Genomic DNA, 26387 nt, shown 5'->3' with positions numbered 1-26387 from the left:
GTGCCATGCCGGGACCGGCACCGTCAAGGTAAGTTCTTATGATACAACAGTTTAGAGCGGCCCCCGATCAGGTCGGACCGCTTCGGCCCACGCAGCCCGCCGATCCACTCGCCGCACCATGTTACGCCATGGCCGCAACCGACGGCTCGATGCAAGGCAAAGGTGATGCGGCCCGTCGATCGTAGGTTGCGCCCACGGCGCAACGCATCGCTTCGGCTGCCCCAACCCGGCCCAACCTGATCGGGCGCAACTCTAGCCCGATACGTTCTTGCCCATGCGCTCGTTGAACCGGGCGACCGCCCGGGCATGGGCCAGCCCGATCAGCGGCCGGCACTCCTCCTGGAAAGTCTTTGCGGAGGGATTGATGACGCTCACCCAGCCGTCCCAGCCATAGCTCGGATGGGGCATCAGCGTGTCTATCATCGTGAAGTCCCACGGTCCCGCGATCACGTCGCCTTTGGAAGGTGTCTTCCGCAGCCGGCCGAACAGCTCGACATAGGTTTCCCTCGGCACCCCCAGATCCAGGCGGAACAGCCCCCCGCGATCCAGCCGGCTGGCCTTGTCGCCCTTCCCGTCCTTCCGCTTCAGGGTCGCCATGTGCGTCCCCTGTTCCAAGCGGTCCTCCGGATTGTAGAAATACTCGTCCTGGCCCGGCCCGGGGATCACCCGCACCTCCGCGCACGTCTCCATGATATACCGATGAATCTCCTCCGGCGTCACAGCGCATCCTCCCCGGCTTTCAGACGCCCCCAATTACCACTTTCGCGAAAGAAACTCCCTGCGACACGTCAACCCTCGCCAGCCGCGAACCAAACATACCTTGAATTTTGCGCGAATCCCCTTTACTGGAAGACCCCTGCGGGCGAAGCGGCCGCTCCCGGCGCCGGCCCGATCGGGACCACCCCGGCCGGCCCGGGGCACAGGACCAGCGTCCATCGTCAGCCGATGACGGGTACCGGCCCCCAGACCCCGCCCGGACGCCTTTTCTTCCCCTCCCCGCGCCGTCCCCGGCAGGAGCGATCTCGCATGTCAGCCTTCTACGTCCGCATAGAGCTCGGCACCCCGGTCATCCTCAATCCCGTGCTCACGCTGGACGGCCTGCTGGCCCGCCTCGCCTTCGACCGGCTGGGCGACGCCGGCGCGGCGCTGGACGGCCTGCCGCTGGAACGCCACGGCGCGATCCACAAGGCGTCGATGCTGTTCGCCGAAGGCCCGGCCCCGCAGGCGCCGGTCAGCATGGTCCGGCTGGTCAATCCGGGAAAGACGCTGACCGCCGACATGGTGCGGCCGAAGCGGGGCGCGAAGCTGCCCAACATCCGCATCCACCGGGGCGAGTTCAAGAGCCTGCTCGACACCTACACCGCGATCCTGCCCCGCGCCCTGTGGGCGTTCGGCCGGGGCGACCCCGACGCCGTCCGGGAGGAGCTGCGCGGAGCCAAGGCGATCGGCAAGAAGCGCGCCCAGGGCTGGGGCGAGGTCGCCGACATCCAGGTCGAAGAGGTCGAGGTCGAGGCCGACGCCCGTTTCGGCCTGATGACGGCCGACGGCGAGCCCGGCCGGGCGGTCCCCTGGCCGCTCTGGCGGGAGATCGGCGGCCGGCAGGACGGCGTGACCACGACCATGGCGAAGACCGGGTTCCCCCGCTGGTCCTGCGAGCCGGAATTCTGCGCCGTGCCGTCCCGCCCCGTCGTGTCCCCGCGCGAGATGCGCGCCATGCTGGTCGGCCCCTGAAGCCGGACGCCCGCGGGGCGGACCCATCGCAGGAGATTTCGAATGGTGGACAGGCTTGACTTCGTCTTCGAGCGCTGGGCGCGCTATTGGCTTCCCCCGGAGGAGGAGACCGGCGACCGCCGGGCCGACGTGGACCGCGCGATCAACCGCACCCATGCCCGCATCGGCGGCGGCACGCTGCGGATCAACACCGGCCTGCTGGTGGTCACCGGCGCCTCTACCCTGGCGGTCCTGCCCGTCGAGCCGAGCCGGCCGCTGCCGGAGTGGATCGACCACCGCCCCAGGATCGACAAGCCCATGCTGTTCCTCAACGGCCTGCTTGCCGCCCCGCCGCCGCCGCCCAGCATGCTGGTCCAGTTCTCCCAGGCCGCCGTCGGCCCCGACGACCTGGTCCTCAACATGGGAACCGTGGTGTCGATCAGCACGGCCAAGGGAGCGGTCTGGGTCAACCACCCCCGCACCAAAGCTCTCGCCGCCCTCCTGTCCGGCCTGAAGATCGACCTGTGCCGAAAGGCGCTGGACCTCGCCCGCCGCCGCGACGCCGGCGACGGCGGCCGCTCGGTGCCCGGCAAGCCGAACAGCGGCAAGTTCGACGGCGACTGGATCGACCGAGAGTTCAAGGCGATCGCCGACCAGCTCGGCATCGGCCTGGACCGCCTGCACGACATCCTGGACGCCATGACCGAGGCGAACAGAACGGAAATCCAAACCGCCGTTCTACTCGCGAAGCAGGCCGAAACCGCATGAGGGGAGTGAAGTCCGCAGAATTTTTTGGGTGTTTTTGCGAGTTGGATCAATGTTTTAGTACAACATCTCCTGGGGCAGCCCCGATTTCGGGGGCTGACGACAGGTGGTTGACCTCGACCATGAACGGCTCGGCCCCTGGGGCAGCCCCGATTTCGGGGGCTGACGACAGGGCACCATGCCATCGCCGCCGCCTTGCATTCCCTGGGGCAGCCCCGATTTCGGGGGCTGACGACAGGGGTCAGGTCGAGCACGCCGGACATGCCGCACCTGGGGCAGCCCCGATTTCGGGGGCTGACGACAGGAAACCCTCCGCACGGACGGATGCACGGTCGCCTGGGGCAGCCCCGATTTCGGGGGCTGACGACAGGTCATCCAGGCGCATGAACTGCAGAACATCCCCTGGGGCAGCCCCGATTTCGGGGGCTGACGACAGGACGACGCGTTGCAGGTCGGCAACGCCCTCTCCTGGGGCAGCCCCGATTTCGGGGGCTGACGACAGGAGCACGGTGAAGGCGACGACGGCCCGGCGGCCTGGGGCAGCCCCGATTTCGGGGGCTGACGACAGGGCTCCAGGCCGACGCCCATCGACGACCGCACCTGGGGCAGCCCCGATTTCGGGGGCTGACGACAGGGACCTCCAATTTGACCAAAGGCCAGTATGGCCTGGGGCAGCCCCGATTTCGGGGGCTGACGACAGGATACCGAGGCCGGATCAACGGTGGTGCGGCCCTGGGGCAGCCCCGATTTCGGGGGCTGACGACAGGCAGCACGGCGATACTGAGCGAAGGTCACCTCCTGGGGCAGCCCCGATTTCGGGGGCTGACGACAGGGACGACCTGGTGCGCGTGTTCGCCGATCACCCTGGGGCAGCCCCGATTTCGGGGGCTGACGACAGGAAATCCGGCATGGCCGCGCATCTGTCGAAGCCTGGGGCAGCCCCGATTTCGGGGGCTGACGACAGGCCTTGCCCCTCGAATTTCCCGCACCATCCCCTGGGGCAGCCCCGATTTCGGGGGCTGACGACAGGTAATCGGGCGACGTGACGAGTTGTATGACCCTGGGGCAGCCCCGATTTCGGGGGCTGACGACAGGAGGGCGAGCCGAACACCATCCTGGCGGCGTCCTGGGGCAGCCCCGATTTCGGGGGCTGACGACAGGGTCCGACGACATCCCGACCGCGCCGAAGCACCTGGGGCAGCCCCGATTTCGGGGGCTGACGACAGGTGCCGTCGTCGGCGGGCGTCGGCCTGGAGCCCTGGGGCAGCCCCGATTTCGGGGGCTGACGACAGGTGCCTGTCTCTCCTGATGTTTGGATATTCCCCTGGGGCAGCCCCGATTTCGGGGGCTGACGACAGGGGCTGGCCTCCTCGGTCGTCACCAGCCGAACCTGGGGCAGCCCCGATTTCGGGGGCTGACGACAGGCTGACCGCTCCACCCGTCGCACCACGCGGCCCTGGGGCAGCCCCGATTTCGGGGGCTGACGACAGGCCAAAGCGCCCTCAACATGGTGAGTGGAATCCTGGGGCAGCCCCGATTTCGGGGGCTGACGACAGGCGCCATCGGCGGGATGAGCCTGTCCGATCCCCTGGGGCAGCCCCGATTTCGGGGGCTGACGACAGGGCATGATGATCACGCCGCCGATGACCGCAGCCTGGGGCAGCCCCGATTTCGGGGGCTGACGACAGGACACCAGCCCCAAAGCCGTATATCTCCCCGTCCTGGGGCAGCCCCGATTTCGGGGGCTGACGACAGGTGGATCGCCGCCACCATCGCGGGATACCGGCCTGGGGCAGCCCCGATTTCGGGGGCTGACGACAGGGGCCGACGCGATCGCCCCGCCGGACGAGGCCCTGGGGCAGCCCCGATTTCGGGGGCTGACGACAGGGCAGTATGACGGCGTGCTTCGGGTGGCGCGCCTGGGGCAGCCCCGATTTCGGGGGCTGACGACAGGCCGAACGGGTTTGTCTTCGTTACGAACTCACCTGGGGCAGCCCCGATTTCGGGGGCTGACGACAGGGACCTTGCCCTTGCGGTCGCCGGGCCGCAGCCTGGGGCAGCCCCGATTTCGGGGGCTGACGACAGGGCTCGGCGGCCGTCCACCTGCTGACCCCGCCCTGGGGCAGCCCCGATTTCGGGGGCTGACGACAGGGCCCAAGCACAGGATGCCGGATCGTATCCTCCTGGGGCAGCCCCGATTTCGGGGGCTGACGACAGGCGCCTCATCGCGGTCCTCTTCATCCAGCACCCTGGGGCAGCCCCGATTTCGGGGGCTGACGACAGGCAGTGGTCTCACAGGCCGCAAGGGACACGACCTGGGGCAGCCCCGATTTCGGGGGCTGACGACAGGCCTTCTTCAGCTCGGCCCGGCCGCCATCGGCCTGGGGCAGCCCCGATTTCGGGGGCTGACGACAGGGGTGGCCGCCAGCGACCTCAACGACCACGGCCTGGGGCAGCCCCGATTTCGGGGGCTGACGACAGGGCGCGAGATCATCGACGCGTACCGCGACTGCCTGGGGCAGCCCCGATTTCGGGGGCTGACGACAGGTGGCGGAGGGTCGGCAGGCGCTCGACGCGCCCTGGGGCAGCCCCGATTTCGGGGGCTGACGACAGGCGCTGGCTCGTCGCGACGGCACCGGCCGGCCCTGGGGCAGCCCCGATTTCGGGGGCTGACGACAGGTCGGCGGCGCACGCCTCGACGGTGCGGTAGCCTGGGGCAGCCCCGATTTCGGGGGCTGACGACAGGCGTAGAGGCCGTATCGCACGGATCCCGTCACCTGGGGCAGCCCCGATTTCGGGGGCTGACGACAGGTCGCGCTTGACCTGGGCGCCGCTGGCCTTGCCTGGGGCAGCCCCGATTTCGGGGGCTGACGACAGGAGGCGACGATCGCGGACGCGGCCGGCGAGACCTGGGGCAGCCCCGATTTCGGGAGCTGACGACAGGTCCGCCATCTCGATCACCACGTCGCCGCCCCTGGGGCAGCCCCGATTTCGGGGGCTGACGACAGGGCGAACGCGATGATGATGATCCACAACCGGCCTGGGGCAGCCCCGATTTCGGGGGCTGACGACAGGCAGGACGCGGCATGACCACTCCACCGGACGCCTGGGGCAGCCCCGATTTCGGGGGCTGACGACAGGAATACACGTTCGGCCAGGGCGACGTGTTCTCCTGGGGCAGCCCCGATTTCGGGGGCTGACGACAGGTCCGGGCGCTCGGGCCGCTCGAAAAGCTCCCCTGGGGCAGCCCCGATTTCGGGGGCTGACGACAGGTGGTCAGGTCGGCGATTGGGTCCGGCCGGACCTGGGGCAGCCCCGATTTCGGGGGCTGACGACAGGTCGAACTCCGCGCCGTCCTGGCGCTCTGGCGCCTGGGGCAGCCCCGATTTCGGGGGCTGACGACAGGAGAATGACTAAAGGGGACCCTGAGGCCCCCCTGGGGCAGCCCCGATTTCGGGGGCTGACGACAGGCGCGCGCCCTGGCGGGCCTTCGCCTTGGCCCCTGGGGCAGCCCCGATTTCGGGGGCTGACGACAGGTAGAGGCGCACGCCGCCCGGCAGGCTTTCGTCCTGGGGCAGCCCCGATTTCGGGGGCTGACGACAGGCGCTCCGGGATGCTCGCGCGGTCGGTGCCGCCTGGGGCAGCCCCGATTTCGGGGGCTGACGACAGGATTCGGGACCGTTGCCCGCACCGCGCCGGGCCTGGGGCAGCCCCGATTTCGGGGGCTGACGACAGGCTGGGCGGGCTCCTGGGCCTGCCGCTGGAACCTGGGGCAGCCCCGATTTCGGGGGATGACGACAGGTGGGCGACAAGGCGTGGTACCAGGGAGACCCCTGGGGCAGCCCCGATTTCGGGGGCTGACGACAGGGTCGGAATGGTTCGCTGTCGCCCGGACGAGCCTGGGGCAGCCCCGATTTCGGGGGCTGACGACAGGCGCAGCTCATGGATGCCATGGCGCGCGGGCCTGGGGCAGCCCCGATTTCGGGGGCTGACGACAGGCCCTTCTGGCTTGCGATGACGATTGCTTGCCCTGGGGCAGCCCCGATTTCGGGGGCTGACGACAGGGGCCATGCCGTCACTTGGCACACCGGCAGCCCTGGGGCAGCCCCGATTTCGGGGGCTGACGACAGGCGGAGGATGATGTACTCGACCTTTGGGTTGCCTGGGGCAGCCCCGATTTCGGGGGCTGACGACAGGTGGCTCACCCTGTCCCTTCTGCTGGCCCTGCCTGGGGCAGCCCCGATTTCGGGGGCTGACGACAGGGAGGTGGCCGCCTTCGCCGACGGCATGGCGCCTGGGGCAGCCCCGATTTCGGGGGCTGACGACAGAAGCGCTGCCCTGCCGGTGAAGACGTTGGCGCCCAGGGCAGCCCCGATTTCGAGCCATGCTTGACGATACGGGGCGGCGGAACCCAAGGCGGCAAACAATAAAAAAGGGGCGCCTTCCAGACGCCCCTTTATCGATCCCAGCGGCAATAAGTTGCCGCTCCCCCTGGGGGATGCGGGAAACGCAGCGGCAATCAGGCTGCTTTCTGCGCCTCTTCCGCCGGCACGTCCGTCTGATGGCGCCAGTTCCGATAGAGGCACGACAGCCCTTTCATTTCCTCACCCATGGACTTGCCCGACGCAATGAATGCTGTCCGGAATGCTTCGTAAAGCTCCTGCTCGCTCATATTCTCTCTCCCGCGCATTGCACGTTGATATAATTTATGGCTACACATCCCCCGGACGCTAACGTCGAGTTCAGGGTGAAGTTCCTTTGATACGCCAACGGCGCCCCTAGCGTACTGTCGATCAGTACCATTATGCAGGTACATCTGCAAAACCGCTGACCTCTCCCCAAGGTTTTCGCTCCCGCAGCGGCCACGACACCGCCAGGATCACCGGCTTCTCCCGCACCGCCCCGTTCCCCACCCCATTCCCCACCCCGTTGCCTTCCCCATTCACCGGCTCGGGCGCCAGCGGCACGCCGACGGCGACCAGAACGCCGTCCGGCCTGCATGTCAGCGGCCCCGGCGAGACCGTGCCCCGAACCGCCATCCCGCTCCGCGCCGCCTTCCGGATCAGCGCGGCGACCGGGCGCCGCCGCTCCTGGTCGCGCCAGTCGGTCCCGGCGAAGTTCTCCGGAAGACCCAGCAGGCCGGCCGCGGCGGGGAACATGCCGAAGCACTGCGGCGACCGCATGCCGCCCCGGTCCCGCGCCAGGACGAAACCGGCGCAACCGGGGATCAGCAGGTGCGGGGCGATCTCGGAATAGCGCGGCGGGCGCCGCTCGTTCCAGCGCTGCTCCCGGCGCCACAGCGTCAGCAGGGCGTCCAGCGCCGGATGTCCGGTCAGCCAGGGGAAGCCGGGATACCGGTACCCTTCGGCCGGGCATGGCTCGGGGTCGAGCGTCAGGGTTCCTCCCCGATGCAAGGCGCACATGGTCGCTCCGCGTTGAATTGGATCGCCGCCGCGGGCAGCACGACGGGACCGGACCCGTCATCGACAAGCCCGCTCCCGCGCCGTCCCGCGGATCATGCCCCCATGAGGGGGGGAGGACTATTGCAGCCGCTTCACCGGCTCGCCGCCCGCCGCGACCATGGCGCGGAAGGTGGCGCGGGTGCGTTCCTCGCCGATGCCGGAAACGGCCATGCCGGCCGCGATCATCGCGTCGGTCGGCTCGATCTCGGTCAGGGTCACGCCGCAGTCCTTCAACAGGCCGAGAACGTCCAAGGCAAAACCCATCGTCGGGGAATCGCCGCCCCGCTTCCCCGGAGGGGAGTCGTCGTCATTCATTCTGGAAAGCGCCTTCACGCAGCCATGCGGTTCATCGGAACATCGAGTCGGGAGCGGATCAGGGGAAGCGGATCACGAGAGCGATCGCAGGGCCGGACCATGGCGACCGGAACGGCAGGCGGCAGCGTTACGGCAAGCGTTCACGGCTCGCCGATCACCGATGCCCACAACCCGGAAAAGCCTATGGCGCCCTGCCCCTCAGCCCGATACCGGACCGGGCCGCAGGCGGACGGCGCGGAAGACGCAGGGTGTTCCCGCCGCCGCAAGGGCCGAAGCCCCTGCGGCGGCGGAGAACAAAGATTGGCGCAACAGTGCGCCGGTTGTGCTAAACGTGACACCAGCCATCGATTGTGTCCTTAACCAGAGGATCGGTGGTCAGGTCGGGCCTGGGAGCTCCAACTCCCTGCCCGGCCGCCCGGCGGGTACCGAGGCATGCGGACTCTGCGACGAGACCGCGAGCGTGTCAACGTTCATGAAAACTTTATGGGTAACTCCCGAAAAGTTTTCCCGGTATCGGCAACTCCCGCGCCCCGTCACCGACCCGTGTGCATCCGTGCGAATCCGTGTGCATCCGTGATCCCCCGGCTTTCGGGGCCGAAGGGTTTGGGCTAGGCCGGAAGGGAAGAAAATCTTAACGCGACTCCTGTACCTTCCGATCCGACCGGGAGACTTCGCATAGAGCGACCCAGGCACCCTTGCCCGTAGTGGTGCTGCACAGTGATTTTGATGATTTCTGCGGAGCGGGGTGACGTAGGTCGGCCTTCACCCGTCAGGGCGAACGCCGACACCCTGCGTCAACGCTCCGGCCACGATATCGGCGTCGGCCTTCGGCCGAGGCCGACCTACGGCAAACCGATCAAAACCACCGTGCAGGGCTGACAGGTCGGCGCCCGTAGGTCGTCGGCGATAGCGAAGCGGTAGCCGACAAAGCCGGCGCGTTGATGTCGGGTGCCGTTTTGCTCTACTCGACCTACAGATTTTCTAGAAAAAGTTGTAGCATACGGAGAAGGATCCCTTTTCTTCGTCCCCACGGCTTTGTCCTGGCGATCCTGAAGCTCGACGCAACCAGCTCCCGGCCCGCGTCCCGATGATGATGCTTGATGACATATGATGACAAGAGGCGGCGGGGCGTTTCCACATGCAAGTATTCATTAGCACTCGAATAGAAAAATCCTCATTTAGTCATTGACCCGATACTGCCGCGCAGCCAAAATTTGCAGGATAATCAGGCTCCCTCCGGCTCCGGCCAAGCATAGGCCCCGATACGTCAAGTTTTCGCCCGCCAAACCTCAAGCATCTCCGGTTGCAGTCCCGTCCAGCCCCGGCAGGAAAGATCCATGCTGCTCGACAAGTACCTGCCCCCGATCCCGGAACGGCCCGCCGCCCCGGCCGACCAGGATCCGGCGGACCAAGGCCCCGCCCAGCCCGAGACCCAGCCCCTGTTCGAGGTGTGCTTCGGCGTCCCCCCGGTGCTGGCCGCCGACACCTATGCCCTGCACCAGACGCTGGAGCTGACCATCGGCACGCGGGAACAGACCCGCTACCTCTATACGGTCGAGCGGGACGGCGACCGGGCGGTGTGCGTCGTGCGCAGCCCCGCGCTGCCGCCGCACCTGCTGGAGAAGGCGGTCCCCGTGGCCGTTCCGGACGCCGGGCAGGAAGCCGTGTTCCATGTCCACGCCACCCTGACCATGAAGCATGCCGGCGGCAAGCGCCGGCCGGTCCGCCGGGAGAACTCTGCGGCGCGGGTCGCCTGGCTGGACCGGCACGCCGCCGCCGGCGGGTTCCGCGTGGTGGAATCGGTGAACAGCACCGCCCAGCGCTGGATCACCCGCAAGGGCCGCCGCTTCTGGCTGGACGACACCCTGTTCGCCGGCCGGCTGGTCGTCACCGACCGGGCCGCCTTCGCCCGCACCCTGGCCGTCGGCCTGGGGCACGGGCGCGCCTGGGGCTTCGGCCTGCTCCGCATCGCCCCGGCCTGAAGCCCCGGCCTGAAGCCCCGCCCGCCGTCTCCTCCGCCCGCCCTCCCGCGCAACCGCGCCAGCCTCCGGAACCGACCCGACATGACCAAGACCACCCCCGCCCCGACCGGCGCCGCCCCGGACGCGAAGTTCACCGTCATCCTCGACGGCACGCTCACGGCGGTCTCGCCGATCGCGGTCAGCCCGCCGAAACCCCAGGGCGAGCGCGACGACGGCGACCGGGTGCAGCGCCTGCCGCGCATGCCGATCATGGAGGACGGCTCCATGCGGATGACCGCGTACCTCCCCGCCTCGACCATCCGGGGAGCGCTGCGGCGGGCGGCGGTCGCGGCGGCGATCGACCTGCTGGCGGAGAACGGCGCCCCGAAGCTGACCCCCAACGACTATCTTCTGCTGGCGCTGGGCGGCGTGAAGGACCGCAAGGACGAAGGCGGCGGCGCCGACGACACCAAGGGCGTCGATCTCCAGGCGGTGCGCGATTTCCGGCTGCGCAACCCGCTGGTCAGCCTGTTCGGGGCCATGGCGATCGATGTCGGCGGCAACCTGCGCGTCGGCCACGGCATCCCCGCCGTCCCGCTCGCCGATCCCGGCCATCTCGGAGTCGGAGCGCGGCACGACCCGTTCGCCCGCCAGCCCGCCCTGCTGGAGCTGTTCGACGCCGACGCCGCCAACGACTTCCTGACCCGCAACGACTTCCGGCTGGAGGGCAACCGGCTGGAAAACCAGGCCGAGCAGGCCAAGAGGAAGCTCGGAGAGCAGCGACGGTCCAGGACGGCCGATCCCGAGAAGGTCAAGGAGCTGACGGAACAGGTCGCGCGGCTCGATGCCGACGCCAAGGCGGCGTTCGAGCGCGCCGGCGGCAAGGTCAACATCCAGCAGCCGCTGGCCGGGTACGAGGCCCTGCCGGTCGGGCTGGAGATGCGCCACCGCATCGTCGCCGACCAGGTCCCGCCGGTCGAGCTGGCGCTTCTCCTCGCCGCGCTGGAACGCTTCGCGCTGGCGCCGGTGCTGGGCGCCCACGTCGCCCATGGCTGCGGCGAGGTGACGGGATCATGGTCCGTGTCCGTCGCCCGGCGCGGCGCCCCGGCGGAACCGGCCGGCACGATCGCGATGGACAATTACCGGGGCCTGAAGATCGACACCGACCATCCGGTGATGCTCGACGCGCTGGCGATCCGGAGCGACCTTCCCGCCCGGTCGCGCGCCTTCGACCTGCGCTCCCCGGACTGACCGCAAGGCCACGGATGATGACGCATGCTGACATGACCGGGGGTCACCAGGACCGCGCGGAGAGCTTCGACGAGCGCGTCCGCCGGGTGTTCCACCAGAACGGGCCGGTGCGCGGTCCCCAGCTCCAATATGCCGACCATGTCGCGGGCTTCCTGAAGGACGACACCCGCCTGATGCTCGCCGAAGCCCCGACCGGCGTCGGCAAGACCTGGGGCTATCTGGTTCCGGCGCTCCTCCATTGGGCGGAGACCGGCGCCCGCGTCATCGTCAGCACCCATACCCTGACGCTGCTGCACCAGATCGCCAGGAGCGAGTCCACGGGGAAGATGCTGGATTGGATCGAGGCGGAGACCGGCCGTCGGCCCAGCGTCGGGGTCCGGCTCGGCATGCGCAATTTCCTGTCGTACAGCCGGCTGGGGCAGGCCATGGCCGCGCATTCGAGCCCCGGAATGATGACGGATGCTGACAAAGAGGCGCTGAAATCGCTCGAACAATGGGCCAAGGATACCAAGGACCCCTCCGGCGGCCAGATCCAGGCGTGGATCGACGCCAACACCCCGCTCCCCTTCGGCCTGACCCCCGGTGAAATCTGCCTGCTCGCCACCTGCCCGGCCTCGGACCGCGCCGCCTACGAGAAGCACAAGGAGGACGCCAATGAAAACGCCGACCTGCTGGTGCAAACCCACGCCCTGACCCTCATCCAGGCCCTGCGCGGGGATTTTCGCCGGCAGGAAGCTCCCGGCATCCTGATCCTGGACGAGGCGGACGCGATCCCGGCGGTCGCCGCCGGCATGGCGGAGCGGCGGATATCGCTACAAATGCTGACATCCGCCGTCGAATCCCTGGGGGAGGCCGCCCTGGACTCCGCCGATCTGGACTCCGCGGTCGCGGCCTTCCAGGCTTGGTCGGAAACGATCCGCCCCCGGCCGGGCCGTCACGAGAAGCCGGGCCACGACAGGGCCGTGGTCCTGGTGCCCGGCACCGTCCGCGACCAGGCCGTCGGGCATGCTCAGGCCATCGCCGAGGCGCTGCGGGCCGCCGCGCGCGGCGCTTCCGAAGACCACGCGCTGAAGGACTCGCTTGTCGGCATGGCGGAGGGCCTGCGCCGCTTCGCCGGCCATAACGGCGGAAACGACCCCAAAAGGGACCGCTACAGCGGCTCCGCCATCGTCTGGCGTTTCGGGCAGGAACCGTCCTTCGTGGTGTCGGCGCTGCGGCCCGGCCGGCTGCTCTCCCGTCTCTGGAAGTCCACCGGAGAGGGGGAGCCCGCCGGCCCCGCCAAGATCATCCTGACCTCGGCCACCCTGGACCCGCCGTCCGACCCTCCGCCTGGATCGGGCGGCGACCGGCCGGTCCGCTTCCCCGCCTTCGAGCGCGAGGTCGGCATCCGCCGGGAGGAGTCCGTCAGCCGGCACAGCACGCGGACCTCCACCGGCCAGTTCGGCAAGCTCTCCTTCGTGCTGGCCGACCGCAAGGCTCCTCGCCCCAACCAGGACGAAGACCCGGAGGATGCCGACGGCGCCCTCACCGGCTCCACGTCACAGTTCCTGGACTATGCCGCCGGCATGGTCCGCGCCGCGATGGCGGAGGCGCAAGCGGCTGAGAAGCCCGGCAAGGTGCTGGTGCTGACGACCTCCTACACGGACGCCGCCGAGCTGGCCGCCCGGGTCCCCGGCCTCGTCGCCCATGCCAGGGGCACCCGGCTGGACGGCTGGCTGCCGGCTTACCGGGAGTCCAACCCCGCGGCACTGGTCACGCCGGCCGGCTGGGCCGGGCTGGACCTTCCCGGAATGGTCCAGCACCTCGTCATCACCCGGCTGCCCTTCGCGCCGCCCGATCCGGTGGAGGGGGAACTTCTCCGCCGCGTCCTGACCGCCGCCGGGTACGACGCCGAGCATGTCGCGAACGGCATCCTGAGGACCCGCACCCTGGACGAGGCGCGCCGCCGCTTCCGCCAGGGCCTCGGCCGCGCCCTGCGGAGGCCGGACGACGAGGCCAAGGTCTGGATCGCCGACCCGCGCTTCCCCCTGCCCGACCAGATCGTCCGCGACCGCCGGCGCGGGCTCTCCCAGGGGCAGGCCCAGCCGTTCGTCCGCTTCATCGCGACGATCCCGGAACGGTTCCGCAAAGGGCCGTTCTCGCCGTGGGACCGCGCGGAGATCCACCCCCACGTCCCCTCCCCGCAAGCGCCATGACGCTGATTATCGACACCGACGCCCCTTCCGCCACCCGCCAGCATCTCCGAGAGCCGCCGGACCCCGCCCTGGCCAAACAGCGGGTGAAGCTGCGCGACCGCGCCGGCCTGATCCGGGGGGAGGCGATCGTGGCCGCGATCGACGGCAACGACCTGATCCTCACCGACCTGCGGGAGCTGCCGGAGGAAGACCGCTTCCGGTCCGAGGGCGGCATCTCCCTGACCGCCTGGGGGGATCCCGGGGCGATCACCGGCGGCCGGCGCCAGCTCCGTCCCGAGCAGCAGGAATTCCGCCGGCGCCTCCTGGATGCCTATGGCGGCCGCTGCGCCGTGACCGACTGCGACGTGGAAGCGGCGCTTGAGGCCGCCCACCTGCGGGACTTCCGGACCTCCAACGAGGTCCGGGACGGCATCCTGCTGCGGGCCGACATCCACGCCCTGCTGGACGAGGGGCTGATGACCATCACCCCAGACCTCCGCGCCGTCTTCGCCCCCCAGGCGCTGGGCCACTACCGCGTTTTCGACGGCAAGCCGCTCCACCTGCCCGCCCGCCGGCGCGACTGGCCCCAGCCGTGAGCCCCGGCCTACGGTGACCGCGGCGACCCGACCTGATCGGGCAAGGCCCTAGACGAAGACCATGCCGCCATCCACCAGCAGCGACTGGCCCGTCATGAAGTCGCTGTCGGACGACGCCAGGAAGCGGGCGACGCCGACCAGATCCTGGGGCGCCGAGGGCCGGCCGAGCACCGCGATGCCGGCGAAGGTCTCGAACGCCTCGTTGTCGCGGCTGGTCAGCCCGTGCTCGCGGAAGCCGCCGTCGATCACCTTCCACATGTCGGTCGCCACCACGCCGGGGCAGATCGCGTTGGCGGTGATGCCGTCCTTGCCGAACGCCCGCGCGGCGGCCTGGGTCAGCGCCACCACGGCGAACTTGCTGGCGGAGTAGTGGGCCAGCGGCTCGTAGCCCTGCTTGCCCGCGATCGACGCGGTGTTGACGATCTTGCCGCCGCCCTTGCCGGTCCCGGTACCGTCCCGCGCCTGGGCCTGCATCTGGCGGATCGCCTCCTGCATGCCGATCAGCACGCCCAGCGCGTTGACGTCGTTGACGAAGCGCCAGTCCTCCTCGGTGATGTCCAGGAACGGCTTGGTCTGGGCGACGCCGGCATTGTTGAAGATCACGTCGAGCCGGCCATGGGCGCGCACCGTCTCCCCGATCATGGCGCGCACGCTGCTCCGGTCCCGCACGTCCACGGCGACGGCGACGGCGGTGCCGCCGGCCTCCCGGATCGACCCGGCGACCGCGTGGGCGTTCTCCTCCGACAGATCGGCGACGGTCAGTTTCGCTCCGTCGGCGGCGAGGCCCCGCGCGATCTCCGCGCCGATCCCGCGCCCGGCTCCGGTGACGATGATGCTTTTTCCTTGGATTTTCGTTGGCATGGCGTTCCTCCTTTGCCCGGGGCATCCAAGCAAACGCCGCACCAGATTTCCGCCTCCGGAAAAAACCCTGTCCCCGCAGCGACTTGCCCCGAAGTCCCCGAGCAGCCGCCGCCCCCTTCCGCGACAGTCCCCGCGACACTGTGCGACGGCTGTAGCGGCCGGCGGCGTGCTACCGTTTCCGCCGCCCCTTCCCTTCTTCCGCGGGAGTGTCCGATGAGGCTCTACATGACGCCCGGTTCGTGCTCGACCGGCATCCACATCCTGCTGGAGGAGATCGACAACCCGTTCGAGGCGGCGATCGTCAATCTGCCGGCCGGCGACCAGTTCAAGCCCGACTATGTCGCGATCAATCCCAAATCCACCATCCCGACGCTGCTGCGCGACGACGGCACCGCCCTGACCGAGTTCCAGGCCATCGCCTACTGGCTGGCCCGCACCAACCCGCGCGCCCGGCTGATGCCTGGCGATCCCGACGGCGACGCGCTGGTGATGGAGGTGATGGATTATGTGGTCGGCACCATCCACATGCAGGGCTTCGCCCGTATCTTCACGACATCGAGCTTCACCCCCGACCCGTCCGCCCCCGACCCGTCCGCCCACGATGCCGTCCAGGCCCGCGGGCGGGAGATCGCAGCCAAGGGCCTCGGCCTTATGGACAGGGTGCTGGAGGGCAAGGACTATGTCGCCGGCGCCTTCTCCATCGCCGACGCCGCCCTGTTCTATGTGGAGTTCTGGGCCGACAAGACCGCCATCGAGCTGCCGCCCAACTGCCGCGCCCATTACCACCGGATGCGCGCCCGCCCCGCCGTCCACCGCGTCCTCCGGGAGGAAGGATACCGCTGAGGCGAGCGCTCCAGGACGAAAACCCTAGACTTTTACGACATTTTTCCTATATGAAGATGCCGGGGCCGCATTGCCGGCCCGGCAACGTATGTGGCGGGGCGGTGATGGATTGGGCCACTAATGAACAGCGATGGGCAAAGATTCCGCTGGCAGCATCTTTATCCATCGTCGTTCATCTGTGGCCCGTTCAGCGCTCTACCTTGTCGTCCGCGTCCGGCCGGGCGCCGGCACCGCCCGCACCTGCGGCGACCTCCGGCGAGGTGCCCGGCGTCGTTCCGCCCACGCCCAGACCGGTCGTTCCCGACACGGTGCCCTCGTTGTTCTCCGGGCCGGGCGTTCCGGGGGTGGCGGTGGTGCTGGAGCCGGAGCCCTGCGCGCCTTCCAGACGCGACCGGCCGGCGCCGGTACCCGCCAGACCGGCTTCCTCCGCCACCCCGGCATTGCCCAGGATGCTGGTCTCGCGCTGGGAAACAACACCCTGCGCGCGGTCCTCCTTGCTGACCTCGACCTCGCGGCCAGGGTCATCGATCGGGGCGTCGCGGCCGGTGGTCGCGGTGTTCTTGTCGTCTGCCATGGCTCGGGCCTCCGGTCTGTTGAACGGTTCGTGCCGCTCCCAACAGACCTTCGACCCGCGGGGTTCCCCCCAGCCGCCTTCCCCCAAAGAGAAGGGCCGCCGCGGTTGCCCGCGGCGGCCCTTTCGACCGGAAGCCCGGATCAGCGCGACGGAGATTACTCGTCGCTCTGCTCCTTGCTCTGGGCGCGGCGCAGGGCCGCACCCAGGATGTCGCCCAGGCTCGCGCCGGAGTCGGACGACCCGAACTCCTGCATGGCCTGCTTCTCTTCTTCCACTTCCTTCGCCTTGATCGACAGGCTGATGCGGCGGCCGCCGCGATCGACCTGGGTGACCTTGGCGTCGACCTTCTCGCCGACCGCGAAACGGTCCGGGCGCTGCTCGGAACGCTCGCGCGACAGGTCGGACTTGCGGATGAAGCCCTGGAAGCCGTCGGCCACCGCGACCTCGATGCCGCCGTCGGTGATGGCGGTGACGGTGCAGGTGACGACGTCGCCCTTCTTCAGGCCGGCAGCGGCGCTCTCGAACGGGTCCGAGGAGAGCTGCTTGATGCCCAGGCTGATCCGTTCCTTCTCGACGTCGACGTCGAGAACCTTGACTTTGACCTGATCACCCTTCTTGAACTCGGCGATGGCTTCCTCGCCCGACTTGTTCCAGTCGATATCGGACATGTGGACCATGCCGTCGATATCGCCGGGCAGACCGACGAACAGGCCGAATTCGGTGATGTTCTTGACCTCGCCTTCCAGCTCGGTGCCCGCCGGGAACTTGTCGACGAACGACTCCCAGGGGTTGTCCAGGCACTGCTTGAGGCCCAGGCTGATGCGGCGCTTCTGCGGATCCACGTCCAGCACCATGACCTCGACTTCCTGGGAGGTCGAGACGATCTTGCCGGGGTGGACGTTCTTCTTGGTCCAGGACATCTCGGAGACGTGGACCAGGCCCTCGATCCCCGGCTCCAGCTCCACGAAGGCGCCGTAGTCGGTGATGTTGGTGACGCGGCCCTTGAACTTGGCCCCGACCGGGTACTTCGCCTCGACGCCTTCCCACGGATCGGCTTCCAGCTGCTTCATGCCGAGGCTGATGCGCTGGGTCTCCGGGTTGAAGCGGATGACCTGGACGGTGACCGTCTGGCCGATCTGGAGGGCTTCCGACGGATGGTTGATGCGGCGCCACGCGATGTCGGTGACGTGCAGCAGGCCGTCGACGCCGCCGAGATCGACGAACGCGCCGTAATCGGTGATGTTCTTGACGACGCCCTGGAGGACCTGGCCTTCCTTGAGGTTGGCGACCAGCTCCGAGCGGGCCTCGGCGCGGCTCTCTTCGAGCACGGCGCGGCGGGACACCACGATGTTGCCGCGCGAGCGGTCCATCTTCAGGATCTGGAACGGCTGGGGGGTGCCCAGCAGCGGGGAAATGTCGCGGACCGGACGGATGTCCACCTGGCTGCCCGGCAGGAACGCCACGGCGCCGGAGAGATCCACGGTGAAGCCGCCCTTGACCCGCCCGAAGATCACGCCGGTGACGCGGGACTGATCGTTGAACGACTTCTCCAGCAGCGTCCAGGCTTCCTCGCGCTTGGCCTTCTCGCGGGACAGGACGGCCTCGCCGTTCTTGTCTTCCATCCGCTCGAGATAGACCTCGACGGTGTCGCCAGGCTTCAACTCGGCATTGCCGCCGGGTCCGCCGAATTCCTTGAGGGCAACGCGGCCTTCCGACTTCAGACCGACGTCGATCAGCACGTTATCGTTCTCGATCGCGATGATACGGCCTTTGACGACGGTACCTTCCAGGCTGTCGCTGGTGCCGAGCGACTCCTCGAGCAGCGCGGCGAAGCTTTCCATGCCGCCCATGCTCTCGGATCTAGCTGCTGCTTGTGCCATTGAAACTCCTTGGGTTGATCATATAGCGCCCCCCGAACCGTCGGCATCCGATGGTTGAAACGGTAAGGGGACCGCCGCGCCGGACCTCATGCCCGGCGACTTTGAATTCCATCCTGGACGGCTGGCTCGGCAGCAGGCCTACGCACAATGATCGGAGAGGCCGGTTTTGGAGCAGATGAAGGTCATCGCCGCGTCCAGCGCCTGATCGGCATCCATCGACGAGGTGTCAAGCAAAAATGCGTCGGCAGCCGGTTTGAGCGGGGCTACCGCTCGCTGGCTGTCGCGCGCATCTCGTTCCTTCATGTCCTCCAGGACGGCTGCATATATAACGGCGACGCCGCGATCCCGCAACTCTTTCAAACGCCGCTCGGCCCGCGCCTCGACCGAGGCGGTGACGAACAGCTTGGCGTCGGCGTCGGGGCATACGATGGTCCCGATGTCCCGGCCGTCCAGCACCGCGCCCCGCGCCCCACCGGGCGGGTTGGAGGCGAAGCCGCGCTGGAACGCCAGCAGGGCCGCCCGCACCTCCGGCACGACCGCCACCTTCGACGCGGCGGCGGCGATCTCGTCGCCGCGCAGCGCCGGATCGGCCAGCACCCGCGGCGTGGTCTCGGGATGGAGCGCGCGGGCCGCGGCGGTCGCGGCGGCGGCGTCGCCGGGATCCCCGCCGGCGCGGATCACCGCTAGGCCGACCGCCCGGTAGAGCGAGCCGGTGTCCAGATGGGCGAAATGCAGCAGGTCGGCCAGCCGGCGGGCCAGCGTGCCCTTGCCGCTGGCCGCCGGTCCGTCGATCGCGACCACCAGGGCCCCGTGCGCGGCTTCAGGCATGGAATACCCTCTGATCTATCTGTTCAATACTGTCCGGTCAGCGCGCCTCGGGAGCGGAGATGCGCCCCCCGAGGCCGTTCATCAAGTCCACGAAGCCGGGGAAGCTGGTGTCGATGAAGCCGGAATCGTCCACCGCGACCGGCCGGGCGGACGCCATGCCGAGCACCAGGAAGCTCATGGCGATGCGGTGGTCCATGGCGGTCGCCACCGTCGCCCCGCCGGGCGGGCCGCCGCCGCCATGGACCGTCAGGCTGTCCTGCCCGGCTTCCACGCGCACGCCGCAGGCATGCAGCCCATCGGCCACCATGGCGAGCCGGTCGCTCTCCTTCACGCGCAGCTCGGCGACGCCGTGCATGGTCGTCGTCCCCTCGGCGCAGGCGGCCGCCATGGCCAGGATCGGGTATTCGTCGATCATCGACGGCGCGCGGTCGGGCGGGACGGCGACGCCCGTCAGGGCGCTGGACCGCACCCGCAGGTCGGCGACCGGCTCGCCAGCCTGGTCGCGGCGGTTCAGGAAGGTGATGTCGGCGCCCATCTCCACCAGCGTGTCGTACAGGCCGGTACGGCGCGGGTTCATGCCGACGTCGGTCAGGGTCACGTCGGAGCCCGGCCGGATCAGCGCGGCCACGGCCAGGAAGGCGGCCGAGCTGGGATCGGCCGGCACGTTCACGGTCTTGCCCGTGATCTCCGGCTCCCCCGTGATGGAGACCGCGAGGGCCCCGCCCTCGATCCGCTCGGTGGTGACGGTCGCGCCGAAATGGGCCAGCATAAGCTCGGAATGGTCGCGGGTCGGTTCCGCCTCGATCACCGTGGTGACGCCCGGGGTGTTCAGGCCGGCCAGCAGGATCGCCGACTTGACCTGGGCGGAAGCGACCGGCAAGCGGTAGGTGATCGGCACGGGGTTCTCCGTCCCGATCACGGCGAGCGGCAGGCGTCCGCCGGACCGGCAGACGAAGCTGGCGCCCATCTGCTCCAGCGGCGTGCTGACCCGCGCCATGGGGCGCTTGGTCAGGCTGGCGTCGCCGGTGAAGAAGGTCGTGATCGGATGGGTGGACACAAGTCCCATCATCAGGCGCGCCGCGGTTCCGCTGTTGCCCATGTCGAGCACCCGGGACGACTCGACCAGGCCGCCGACTCCGACGCCTCGCACCCGCCAGACGCCCTGGTCGTCCCGGACGATGTCGGCGCCGAGCGCCCGCATCGCCGCCGCGGTGTGCAGCACGTCCTCCCCGGTCAACAGGCCGTGGATGGTCGTCTCCCCGACGGCAAGCGCCCCGAACATGAGCGCCCGGTGCGAGATCGACTTGTCGCCCGGAACCCGGACGGTCCCGGACAAGGGGCCGGTTTGGACGGACTGGAGCGGCCTGGGCGCCATGCCTGTTGCTTCCCTCTGGCTGACGGCGGATGGGTGGCCGGTTCCTAGCATAGATGCGCGCCAGGGGTAAGGGGCGGCCGAAACGAGCCTGCCGCGCGCATCGTCAATTAGATTTTGACTTCAGCGTGGCGGCATGGCAGAGGGGCGTGCTTTGACCAATAGATACCGTGATGAGACCGGAGGATAAGGCGTGGCGAAACCTGAGTGGGGAACCAAACGCATCTGCCCCAATTGCGGGGCGCGCTATTACGACCTCCGTAAAGACCCGCCGGTTTGCCCGAGCTGCGGCACGACCTTCGATCCCGAGGCGCTGCTGAAGTCGCGCCGCGCCCGCCCCGCTCCCGTCGAGGAGGTGGTCAAGAAGGCCCCCGCCGACACGGAGGACGAGGAGGAGACGGTGGACGCCGCCGACGGCGAGATGGAGGAGACCGACGACGAGGCCGCGGTCGACGACCTGGACGAGGATGCCGACGAGACGGTCCAGGAGGAGGACGATGTCCTGCTCGAGGACGCCTCCGAGCTGGGCGACGAGGACGACATGGGCGAGGTCGTCGACGTCGAGGGCGAGGACGAGGAGCGCTGAGGCGGGCCGGCGAAGAATTTCGAGTGGAGGCGAATTTTTCACTTGAATGACGGGGTCGGTTTGAGGATAGTCCCCGGCACCGCGAAGCCGGGGGCACCCAGCCCCCACTGAAGGCGACGCGCCGGACTTCAAGAGATCGGGGCCATAGCTCAGCTGGGAGAGCGCTACAATGGCATTGTAGAGGTCAGCGGTTCGATCCCGCTTGGCTCCACCAAAACGAAAGAAGCCCCCGACCACGGCAGTGGTCGGGGGCTTCTTCTTTATGCGTCGTCTTGGCGGGGTCAGGCCGCGAAGGCGGATTTCGCGGCGTTGCGGTCGGCGCGCTGCTCCGCCCGGATGCCGAAGGTCGCCTCGACCGAGCCGGCCCAGGGCAGCAGGAACTGGCCGTCGTTGACCAGCCGGTGCGGCTCGATGTGGCCGACCACGGCGGTGCCGCTATCGGCGAGGCGGATGACGTCGCCGTCCTCCGGCACCAGCGCCCGCTCGACGCCGCAGCTCCGGGCAAGCCGGGCATGGGCCTCCAGGTGGTGGATCTCGCCATGGACCGGCACCGCGAAGCGTGGCCGGATCAGCTCGTACATGCGGGTGAGGTCGCCGCGCGCCGGATGACCGGACACGTGGATCGGCGCGTCGGACGGGGTCACGACCTTGACGCCCATGTTCGCGAGCAGCTTGTAGATCGCCTCGATCGCATCCTCATTGCCGGGGATCGTGCGGGCGGAGAACATCACGGTGTCGCCGCGGTGCAGGGCCAGCGAGCGGTGCTCAGCCCGGGCGATCTTGCTCAGGGCGGACCGCTCCTCCCCCTGGCTGCCGGTGCAGATCAGGACAAGGTTCCGGCGCGGCACCGATGCCGCCTCGGACAGGCTCAGGAAGGGGGGGAGGCCGTCCAGGTAGCCGCAGGCGCGCGCCGCCTTCTCCATCCGGAGCAGCGAGCGCCCGGCCAGCACCACCTTGCGGTCGTTGGCGGCGGCGGCTTCCGCGACGGCCTTCATCCGTGCCACGTTGCTGGCGAAGCAGGTCACCGCGATGGCGCCCTTGCGGCCGCGGAACGCCTCGATCAGGCCGGCGCGGGCTTGGCCTTCGGAGCCGGTGGTGCCTTCGACCTGGGCGTTGGTGCTGTCGCACACCATGGCGAGCACGCCTTCATCGCCGAAACGCTTGAGCGCGGCGAAATCGGTGGAAGCCCCGACCAGGGGTTCCGGATCGAACTTCCAATCGCCGGTGTGAAGCAGGTTGCCCGCCTTCGTCCGGATCGCCAGCGAGATCGGCTCCGGAACGGAATGGGTCACCGCGATCGTCTCGATATCGAAAGGACCGATCTTGAGACGGCCGCCGATCGGCATGGTATTGACCTGGACGGCGCGCGCGGCCCCGACCTCCTTCAGCCGTTCCCGGATCAGGTGGGTGGCGAACGGGGTCGCGTAGATGGGGCAGCTCAGGCGCGGCCAGAGATGATGGATGGCGCCGACATGGTCCTCGTGGGCATGGGTGACCACGAGCCCCACGACATCGTCCATACGCTCCTCGATGAAGGCCGGATCGGCCATGAAGGACTGTATCTCGGGCATGTCGTCGCCGGCGAAGGCGACACCGGCATCGACGATCAGCCATTTGCCGGCATGACCATAGAGGGTCATGTTCATGCCGATGCGGTTGCAGCCGCCGAGCGGGAGGAAGATTATTTCATCGGCACGCGGCACGGGGCCGCGGACGGGAGCGGAGGCCGAAGCGGAAGCGCGGGACTTCCTGGAGGGTCTTGCCGGGGCGACGGGAGCCGTGGAAACCGGCGGTTCCCCGACGCCGAGATCCTGGGCACTTCTGACGGATAGGGTGGATGTCCGCGACCTGCGGCGATCCCTTGGACTTCTCATACAGCTTGTTCTTTCTTGCTTGCGTCCGGAATGGGATGGAAAACCCCTCGGAATGGTCCGGACCGGTTTGAAACGACGCACCGGCTCGGCGCGCCCACTGGAATTCTGAAATGGCCTGCGGCCGTCGAAAGGCGGCGGCGCGCCCGGTATCGCTCCGGCGCAGCCGTTGCCGACGGAAAGCAAATCGGAAAAACGAAAAACCCGGCTACTCTGACCGGCACCGCCAAGCGATGCGATCCGAGGAACCGGGTGCTCTGATCTGTCATGGTGGAGGGGGCTGGATTCGAACCAGCGTACGCTGTCGCGGGCAGATTTACAGTCTGCTGCCTTTAACCACTCGGCCACCCCTCCGGATGGAACTTGCCTGAACCCGCGAGGGGGTGGTGTGATGGTGGAGCCAAGCGGGATCGAACCGCTGACCTCTACAATGCCATTGTAGCGCTCTCCCAGCTGAGCTATGGCCCCATGTCTCTGGTAAGTATCGTGTCGTTCCGCTGTCTCGTCCCCTGCCCCACTCCGGCGCCGACTTGCGTGGCGGCTGGTCCTTAGGACCGGACAGAAGAACGATGGAGCGGGCGAAGGGATTCGAACCCTCGACCCCAACCTTGGCAAGGTTGTGCTCTACCCCTGAGCTACGCCCGCAAACCTGTGTTCGGATCACCCTCCCCCCGGGGGGAACGGTGATGAAAATGATGTGTTCGGAAGAGGCTCTGCCTGCCGGCTAGCCGGCGCGCCCGGACGGGCGCCTTTCCTACCGGGCATTCCTGTTCCCGGTCCCCGATCGGTTCCACTCGAGCCGATGGGCCGGAGCTTCGTTCCCTCCCGGGGTCCCCGCGCTTCCAGTTCCTGATATGGGCAACTGTGGATCCGGGTATCCTGACGCCGGCATCCCTAACCGGGGGCGCCGACATCATCCTAGTTGATTACCTGTTTCAAAAGGTAAATTTTTCAACCGTTTTGCTCAACAGACCGACGGGACTCTGCGTCTGGCGGACCTGGCGGCGACCTACTCTCCCACGTCTTGAGACGCAGTACCATTGGCGCGGAGGGTTTTCACGGCCGAGTTCGGGATGGGATCGGGTGCGGGCCCCTCGCTATGACCACCAGGTCGGCCAGGCGCAGGGGCGCCGGGCTGCGGAGGATGAGTTCAAGTGACCTTGGACGGAAGTGATGCATGTTTCGATGGACCGCCGCCTGCGGCCTTGCCGCTGCGTATGGCGTCCGGAGCGCTCGGTCGGGATCAAGCCGGTCGAGCGATTAGTAAGGCTTAGCTTCACGCGTTGCCGCGCTTCCACACGCCTCCTATCGACGGGATGGTCTATCCCGGCTCTAAGGGGAGTGCTTGTTTTGAGGGGGGTTTCCCGCTTAGATGCTTTCAGCGGTTATCCCGTCCGCACTTAGCTACCCGGCGATGCGGCTGGCGCCACAACCGGTACACCAGAGGTGCGTCCATCCCGGTCCTCTCGTACTAGGGACAGCGCCTCTCAGCACTCCGACACCCACGGCAGATAGGGACCGAACTGTCTCACGACGTTCTAAACCCAGCTCACGTACCACTTTAATCGGCGAACAGCCGAACCCTTGGGACCTGCTCCAGCCCCAGGATGTGATGAGCCGACATCGAGGTGCCAAACCTCCCCGTCGATGTGGACTCTTGGGGGAGATCAGCCTGTTATCCCCGGCGTACCTTTTATCCGTTGAGCGATGGCCCTTCCACGCGGGACCACCGGATCACTATGGCCGACTTTCGTCTCTGCTCGACTTGTCGGTCTCGCAGTCAGGCTGGCTTATGCCATTGCACTCGTCGAGCGATTTCCGACCGCTCTGAGCCAACCTTCGCGCGCCTCCGTTACTCTTTGGGAGGCGACCGCCCCAGTCAAACTCCCCGCCATGCAGGGTCCCGGCTCCCGGTTCAGGGAGCGCGGTTAGATGCCAGAGATCCCAAGGGTGGTATTTCAAGGATGGCTCCGCGCAAGCTGGCGCCTGCGGTTCATAGCCTCCCACCTATCCTACACATGGGAACCCTGGCACCACTGCAAAGCTGGAGTAAAGGTGCACGGGGTCTTTCCGTCTGACCGCGGGTACTCCGCATCTTCACGGAGAATTCAATTTCGCTGAGTTGGTGTTGGAGACAGCGGGGAAGTCGTTACGCCATTCGTGCAGGTCGGAACTTACCCGACAAGGAATTTCGCTACCTTAGGACCGTTATAGTTACGGCCGCCGTTTACCGGGGCTTCAGTTCGGAGCTTGCACCCCTCCCTTTAACCTTCCGGCACCGGGCAGGCGTCAGACCCTATACGTCGTCATGCCAGACTTCGCAGAGCCCTGTGTTTTTAGTAAACAGTCGCCACCCCCTGGTCTGTGCCCCCCGCCCCCGCTTGCGCGGGAACGGGGCCCTCTTCTCCCGAAGTTACGAGGGTAATTTGCCGAGTTCCTTCAACACCATTCTCTCAAGCGCCTGGGTATGCTCTACCTGTCCACCTGTGTCGGTTTCGGGTACGGTCTGTATGGCAGGGCTGTTTCCAGGAACCCCTCCAGCGCACGGCCAATCCGATAAGGCCGTACGCACTTCGGGATTCGTCACCTCTGCCAGGCCCTGGAATATTAACCAGGTTCCCATCGACTACGCCTTTCGGCCTCGCCTTAGGGGCCGGCTCACCCTGCGCGGATTAACCGTGCGCAGGAACCCTTGGACTTCCGGCGAGAGTGTTTCTCACACTCTTTGTCGCTACTCATGTCAGCATTCTCACTTGCCATACCTCCAGGCGACCTCACGGGCGCCCTTCATCGGCCTAGGCAACGCTCCGCTACCGCGCTGGGATCGAAGATCCCGGCACCCGCAGCTTCGGTGGGTGGCTTGAGCCCCGGTACATTTTCGGCGCAGGCCGGCTTGTCTAGACCAGTGAGCTATTACGCTTTCTTTAAAGGATGGCTGCTTCTAAGCCAACCTCCTGGTTGTCATGGCCTTCCCACATCCTTTCCCACTTAGCCACCACTTGGGGACCTTAGCTGGCGGTCTGGGCTGTTTCCCTCTTGACGATCGACCTTAGCACCGACCGTCTGTCTGCCGGACTGTGCTCCACGGTATTCGGAGTTTGGTTAGGTTTGGTAAGCGGTGAGGCCCCCTAGCCCATCCAGTGCTCTACCCCCGTGGGCAACCATCCGACGCGCTACCTAAATAGCTTTCGCGGAGAACCAGCTATTTCCTGATTTGATTGGCCTTTCACCCCTAGCCACAGGTCATCTCCGACTTTTTCAACAGGCGTGAGTTCGGTCCTCCAGTGCGTGTTACCGCACCTTCAACCTGCCCATGGCTAGATCATCAGGTTTCGGGT

The 26387-nt window shown here is 67.9% G+C and carries 18 protein-coding genes, 4 tRNA genes, 2 rRNA genes and 1 CRISPR repeat array (1 of these 25 cut by a window edge); of the genes, 9 read left to right on the top strand and 15 right to left on the bottom strand.

The window, feature by feature from the left end:
• Positions 1 to 252: 252 nt before the first annotated feature.
• Entirely contained in the window at positions 253 to 690 is a 438-nt protein-coding gene (locus IGS68_RS05880) for a DUF6194 family protein (protein WP_201078054.1), read from the bottom strand.
• Between the two features lie 336 nt (positions 691 to 1026).
• Here IGS68_RS05880 and IGS68_RS05875 point away from each other — a divergent pair, with 336 nt between their 5' ends.
• The gene (locus tag IGS68_RS05875) at positions 1027 to 1731 is read left to right on the top strand and encodes a hypothetical protein (protein ID WP_201078053.1); all 705 of its coding nucleotides are present in this window, start codon (positions 1027 to 1029) and stop codon (positions 1729 to 1731) included.
• A 42-nt stretch (positions 1732 to 1773) separates the two neighbouring features.
• On the top strand, positions 1774 to 2478 hold the full coding sequence (locus IGS68_RS05870; protein WP_201078052.1) for a hypothetical protein: 705 nt from the start codon (positions 1774 to 1776) through the stop codon (positions 2476 to 2478).
• 68 nt (positions 2479 to 2546) lie between these two features.
• A CRISPR array of direct repeats spans positions 2547 to 6804; the repeat unit is 36 nt; unit sequence CCTGGGGCAGCCCCGATTTCGGGGGCTGACGACAGG.
• Between the two features lie 190 nt (positions 6805 to 6994).
• Here the strand turns inward: IGS68_RS05870 and IGS68_RS05865 are convergent.
• From IGS68_RS05865 to IGS68_RS05855, 3 genes are all read right to left on the bottom strand, one after another.
• A complete protein-coding gene (locus IGS68_RS05865; RefSeq protein ID WP_201078051.1) occupies positions 6995 to 7147 on the bottom strand; it encodes a hypothetical protein in 153 nt (50 codons plus the stop codon).
• A 130-nt stretch (positions 7148 to 7277) separates the two neighbouring features.
• Positions 7278 to 7898: a hypothetical protein gene (locus IGS68_RS05860; protein ID WP_201078050.1), complete on the bottom strand. Its 621-nt coding sequence runs from the start codon at positions 7896 to 7898 to the stop codon at positions 7278 to 7280.
• Positions 7899 to 8015: 117 nt separating this feature from the next.
• Positions 8016 to 8201: a hypothetical protein gene (locus IGS68_RS05855; protein WP_201078049.1), complete on the bottom strand. Its 186-nt coding sequence runs from the start codon at positions 8199 to 8201 to the stop codon at positions 8016 to 8018.
• Between the two features lie 1388 nt (positions 8202 to 9589).
• Between IGS68_RS05855 and cas6e the strand changes: the two genes are divergently transcribed.
• The 4 genes from cas6e to IGS68_RS05835 all read left to right on the top strand — a co-directional run bounded on the left by cas6e (position 9590) and on the right by IGS68_RS05835 (position 14234).
• Positions 9590 to 10234 carry a type I-E CRISPR-associated protein Cas6/Cse3/CasE gene (gene cas6e, locus IGS68_RS05850; RefSeq protein WP_201078048.1) on the top strand — a complete coding sequence of 215 codons (645 nt, stop codon included), beginning with the start codon at positions 9590 to 9592 and terminating at the stop codon, positions 10232 to 10234.
• Between the two features lie 81 nt (positions 10235 to 10315).
• Positions 10316 to 11464: a hypothetical protein gene (locus tag IGS68_RS05845; RefSeq protein WP_201078046.1), complete on the top strand. Its 1149-nt coding sequence runs from the start codon at positions 10316 to 10318 to the stop codon at positions 11462 to 11464.
• Between the two features lie 32 nt (positions 11465 to 11496).
• On the top strand, positions 11497 to 13659 hold the full coding sequence (locus tag IGS68_RS05840) for an ATP-dependent DNA helicase (protein WP_206379350.1): 2163 nt from the start codon (positions 11497 to 11499) through the stop codon (positions 13657 to 13659).
• On the top strand, positions 13656 to 14234 hold the full coding sequence (locus IGS68_RS05835; RefSeq protein ID WP_201078042.1) for an HNH endonuclease: 579 nt from the start codon (positions 13656 to 13658) through the stop codon (positions 14232 to 14234). Before IGS68_RS05840 ends, IGS68_RS05835 begins: the two co-directional genes overlap by 4 nt.
• 48 nt (positions 14235 to 14282) lie before the next feature.
• Here the strand turns inward: IGS68_RS05835 and IGS68_RS05830 are convergent, their stop codons facing one another.
• Positions 14283 to 15095, bottom strand: a complete 813-nt coding sequence (locus IGS68_RS05830) for an SDR family NAD(P)-dependent oxidoreductase (RefSeq protein WP_201078040.1) — start codon at positions 15093 to 15095, stop codon at positions 14283 to 14285.
• 213 nt (positions 15096 to 15308) lie between these two features.
• Between IGS68_RS05830 and IGS68_RS05825 the strand changes: the two genes are divergently transcribed.
• Positions 15309 to 15938, top strand: coding sequence for a glutathione S-transferase family protein (locus IGS68_RS05825; RefSeq protein ID WP_201078038.1), 630 nt, complete (start codon positions 15309 to 15311; stop codon positions 15936 to 15938).
• A gap of 187 nt (positions 15939 to 16125) precedes the next feature.
• Here IGS68_RS05825 and IGS68_RS05820 read toward each other — a convergent pair whose 3' ends face one another.
• From IGS68_RS05820 to aroA, 4 genes are all read right to left on the bottom strand, one after another.
• Positions 16126 to 16512 (bottom strand): hypothetical protein, encoded by a 387-nt coding sequence (locus IGS68_RS05820; protein WP_201078036.1) that lies wholly within the window; start codon positions 16510 to 16512, stop codon positions 16126 to 16128.
• 155 nt (positions 16513 to 16667) lie between these two features.
• Positions 16668 to 18392: a 30S ribosomal protein S1 gene (gene rpsA / locus IGS68_RS05815; RefSeq protein ID WP_201078034.1), complete on the bottom strand. Its 1725-nt coding sequence runs from the start codon at positions 18390 to 18392 to the stop codon at positions 16668 to 16670.
• A 138-nt stretch (positions 18393 to 18530) separates the two neighbouring features.
• Positions 18531 to 19196 carry a (d)CMP kinase gene (cmk, locus tag IGS68_RS05810; RefSeq protein WP_201081121.1) on the bottom strand — a complete coding sequence of 222 codons (666 nt, stop codon included), beginning with the start codon at positions 19194 to 19196 and terminating at the stop codon, positions 18531 to 18533.
• Positions 19197 to 19257: 61 nt separating this feature from the next.
• Positions 19258 to 20595, bottom strand: coding sequence for a 3-phosphoshikimate 1-carboxyvinyltransferase (gene aroA, locus IGS68_RS05805; protein WP_201078032.1), 1338 nt, complete (start codon positions 20593 to 20595; stop codon positions 19258 to 19260).
• Positions 20596 to 20785: 190 nt separating this feature from the next.
• Here aroA and IGS68_RS05800 point away from each other — a divergent pair, with 190 nt between their 5' ends.
• Positions 20786 to 21178, top strand: a complete 393-nt coding sequence (locus IGS68_RS05800) for a TIGR02300 family protein (protein WP_201078030.1) — start codon at positions 20786 to 20788, stop codon at positions 21176 to 21178.
• Positions 21179 to 21316: 138 nt separating this feature from the next.
• A tRNA-Ala gene (locus IGS68_RS05795) sits at positions 21317 to 21392 on the top strand.
• Positions 21393 to 21459: 67 nt separating this feature from the next.
• On the opposite strand, the gene IGS68_RS05790 is transcribed toward IGS68_RS05795, so the two are convergent.
• The 6 genes from IGS68_RS05790 to IGS68_RS05765 all read right to left on the bottom strand — a co-directional run.
• Complete coding sequence (locus IGS68_RS05790; RefSeq protein ID WP_247881195.1) at positions 21460 to 22824, bottom strand: ribonuclease J; 1365 nt, start codon at positions 22822 to 22824, stop codon at positions 21460 to 21462.
• A 493-nt stretch (positions 22825 to 23317) separates the two neighbouring features.
• Positions 23318 to 23403: transfer RNA gene (locus IGS68_RS05785), tRNA-Tyr, on the bottom strand.
• 38 nt (positions 23404 to 23441) lie between these two features.
• A tRNA-Ala gene (locus IGS68_RS05780) sits at positions 23442 to 23517 on the bottom strand.
• Positions 23518 to 23619: 102 nt separating this feature from the next.
• Positions 23620 to 23694 (bottom strand) — tRNA-Gly (locus tag IGS68_RS05775).
• Between the two features lie 351 nt (positions 23695 to 24045).
• Positions 24046 to 24160 (bottom strand): 5S ribosomal RNA (gene rrf, locus IGS68_RS05770).
• Positions 24161 to 24288: 128 nt separating this feature from the next.
• Positions 24289 to 26387: ribosomal RNA gene (locus IGS68_RS05765) — 23S ribosomal RNA — on the bottom strand; it runs 667 nt beyond the window's last position.

It is taken from the genome of Skermanella sp. TT6 (assembly GCF_016653635.2).
GTDB lineage: Bacteria > Pseudomonadota > Alphaproteobacteria > Azospirillales > Azospirillaceae > Skermanella > Skermanella cutis.
The sequence above is the reverse complement of the archived record's forward strand: the minus strand, read 5'-3'. Positions and strand labels throughout refer to the sequence as shown.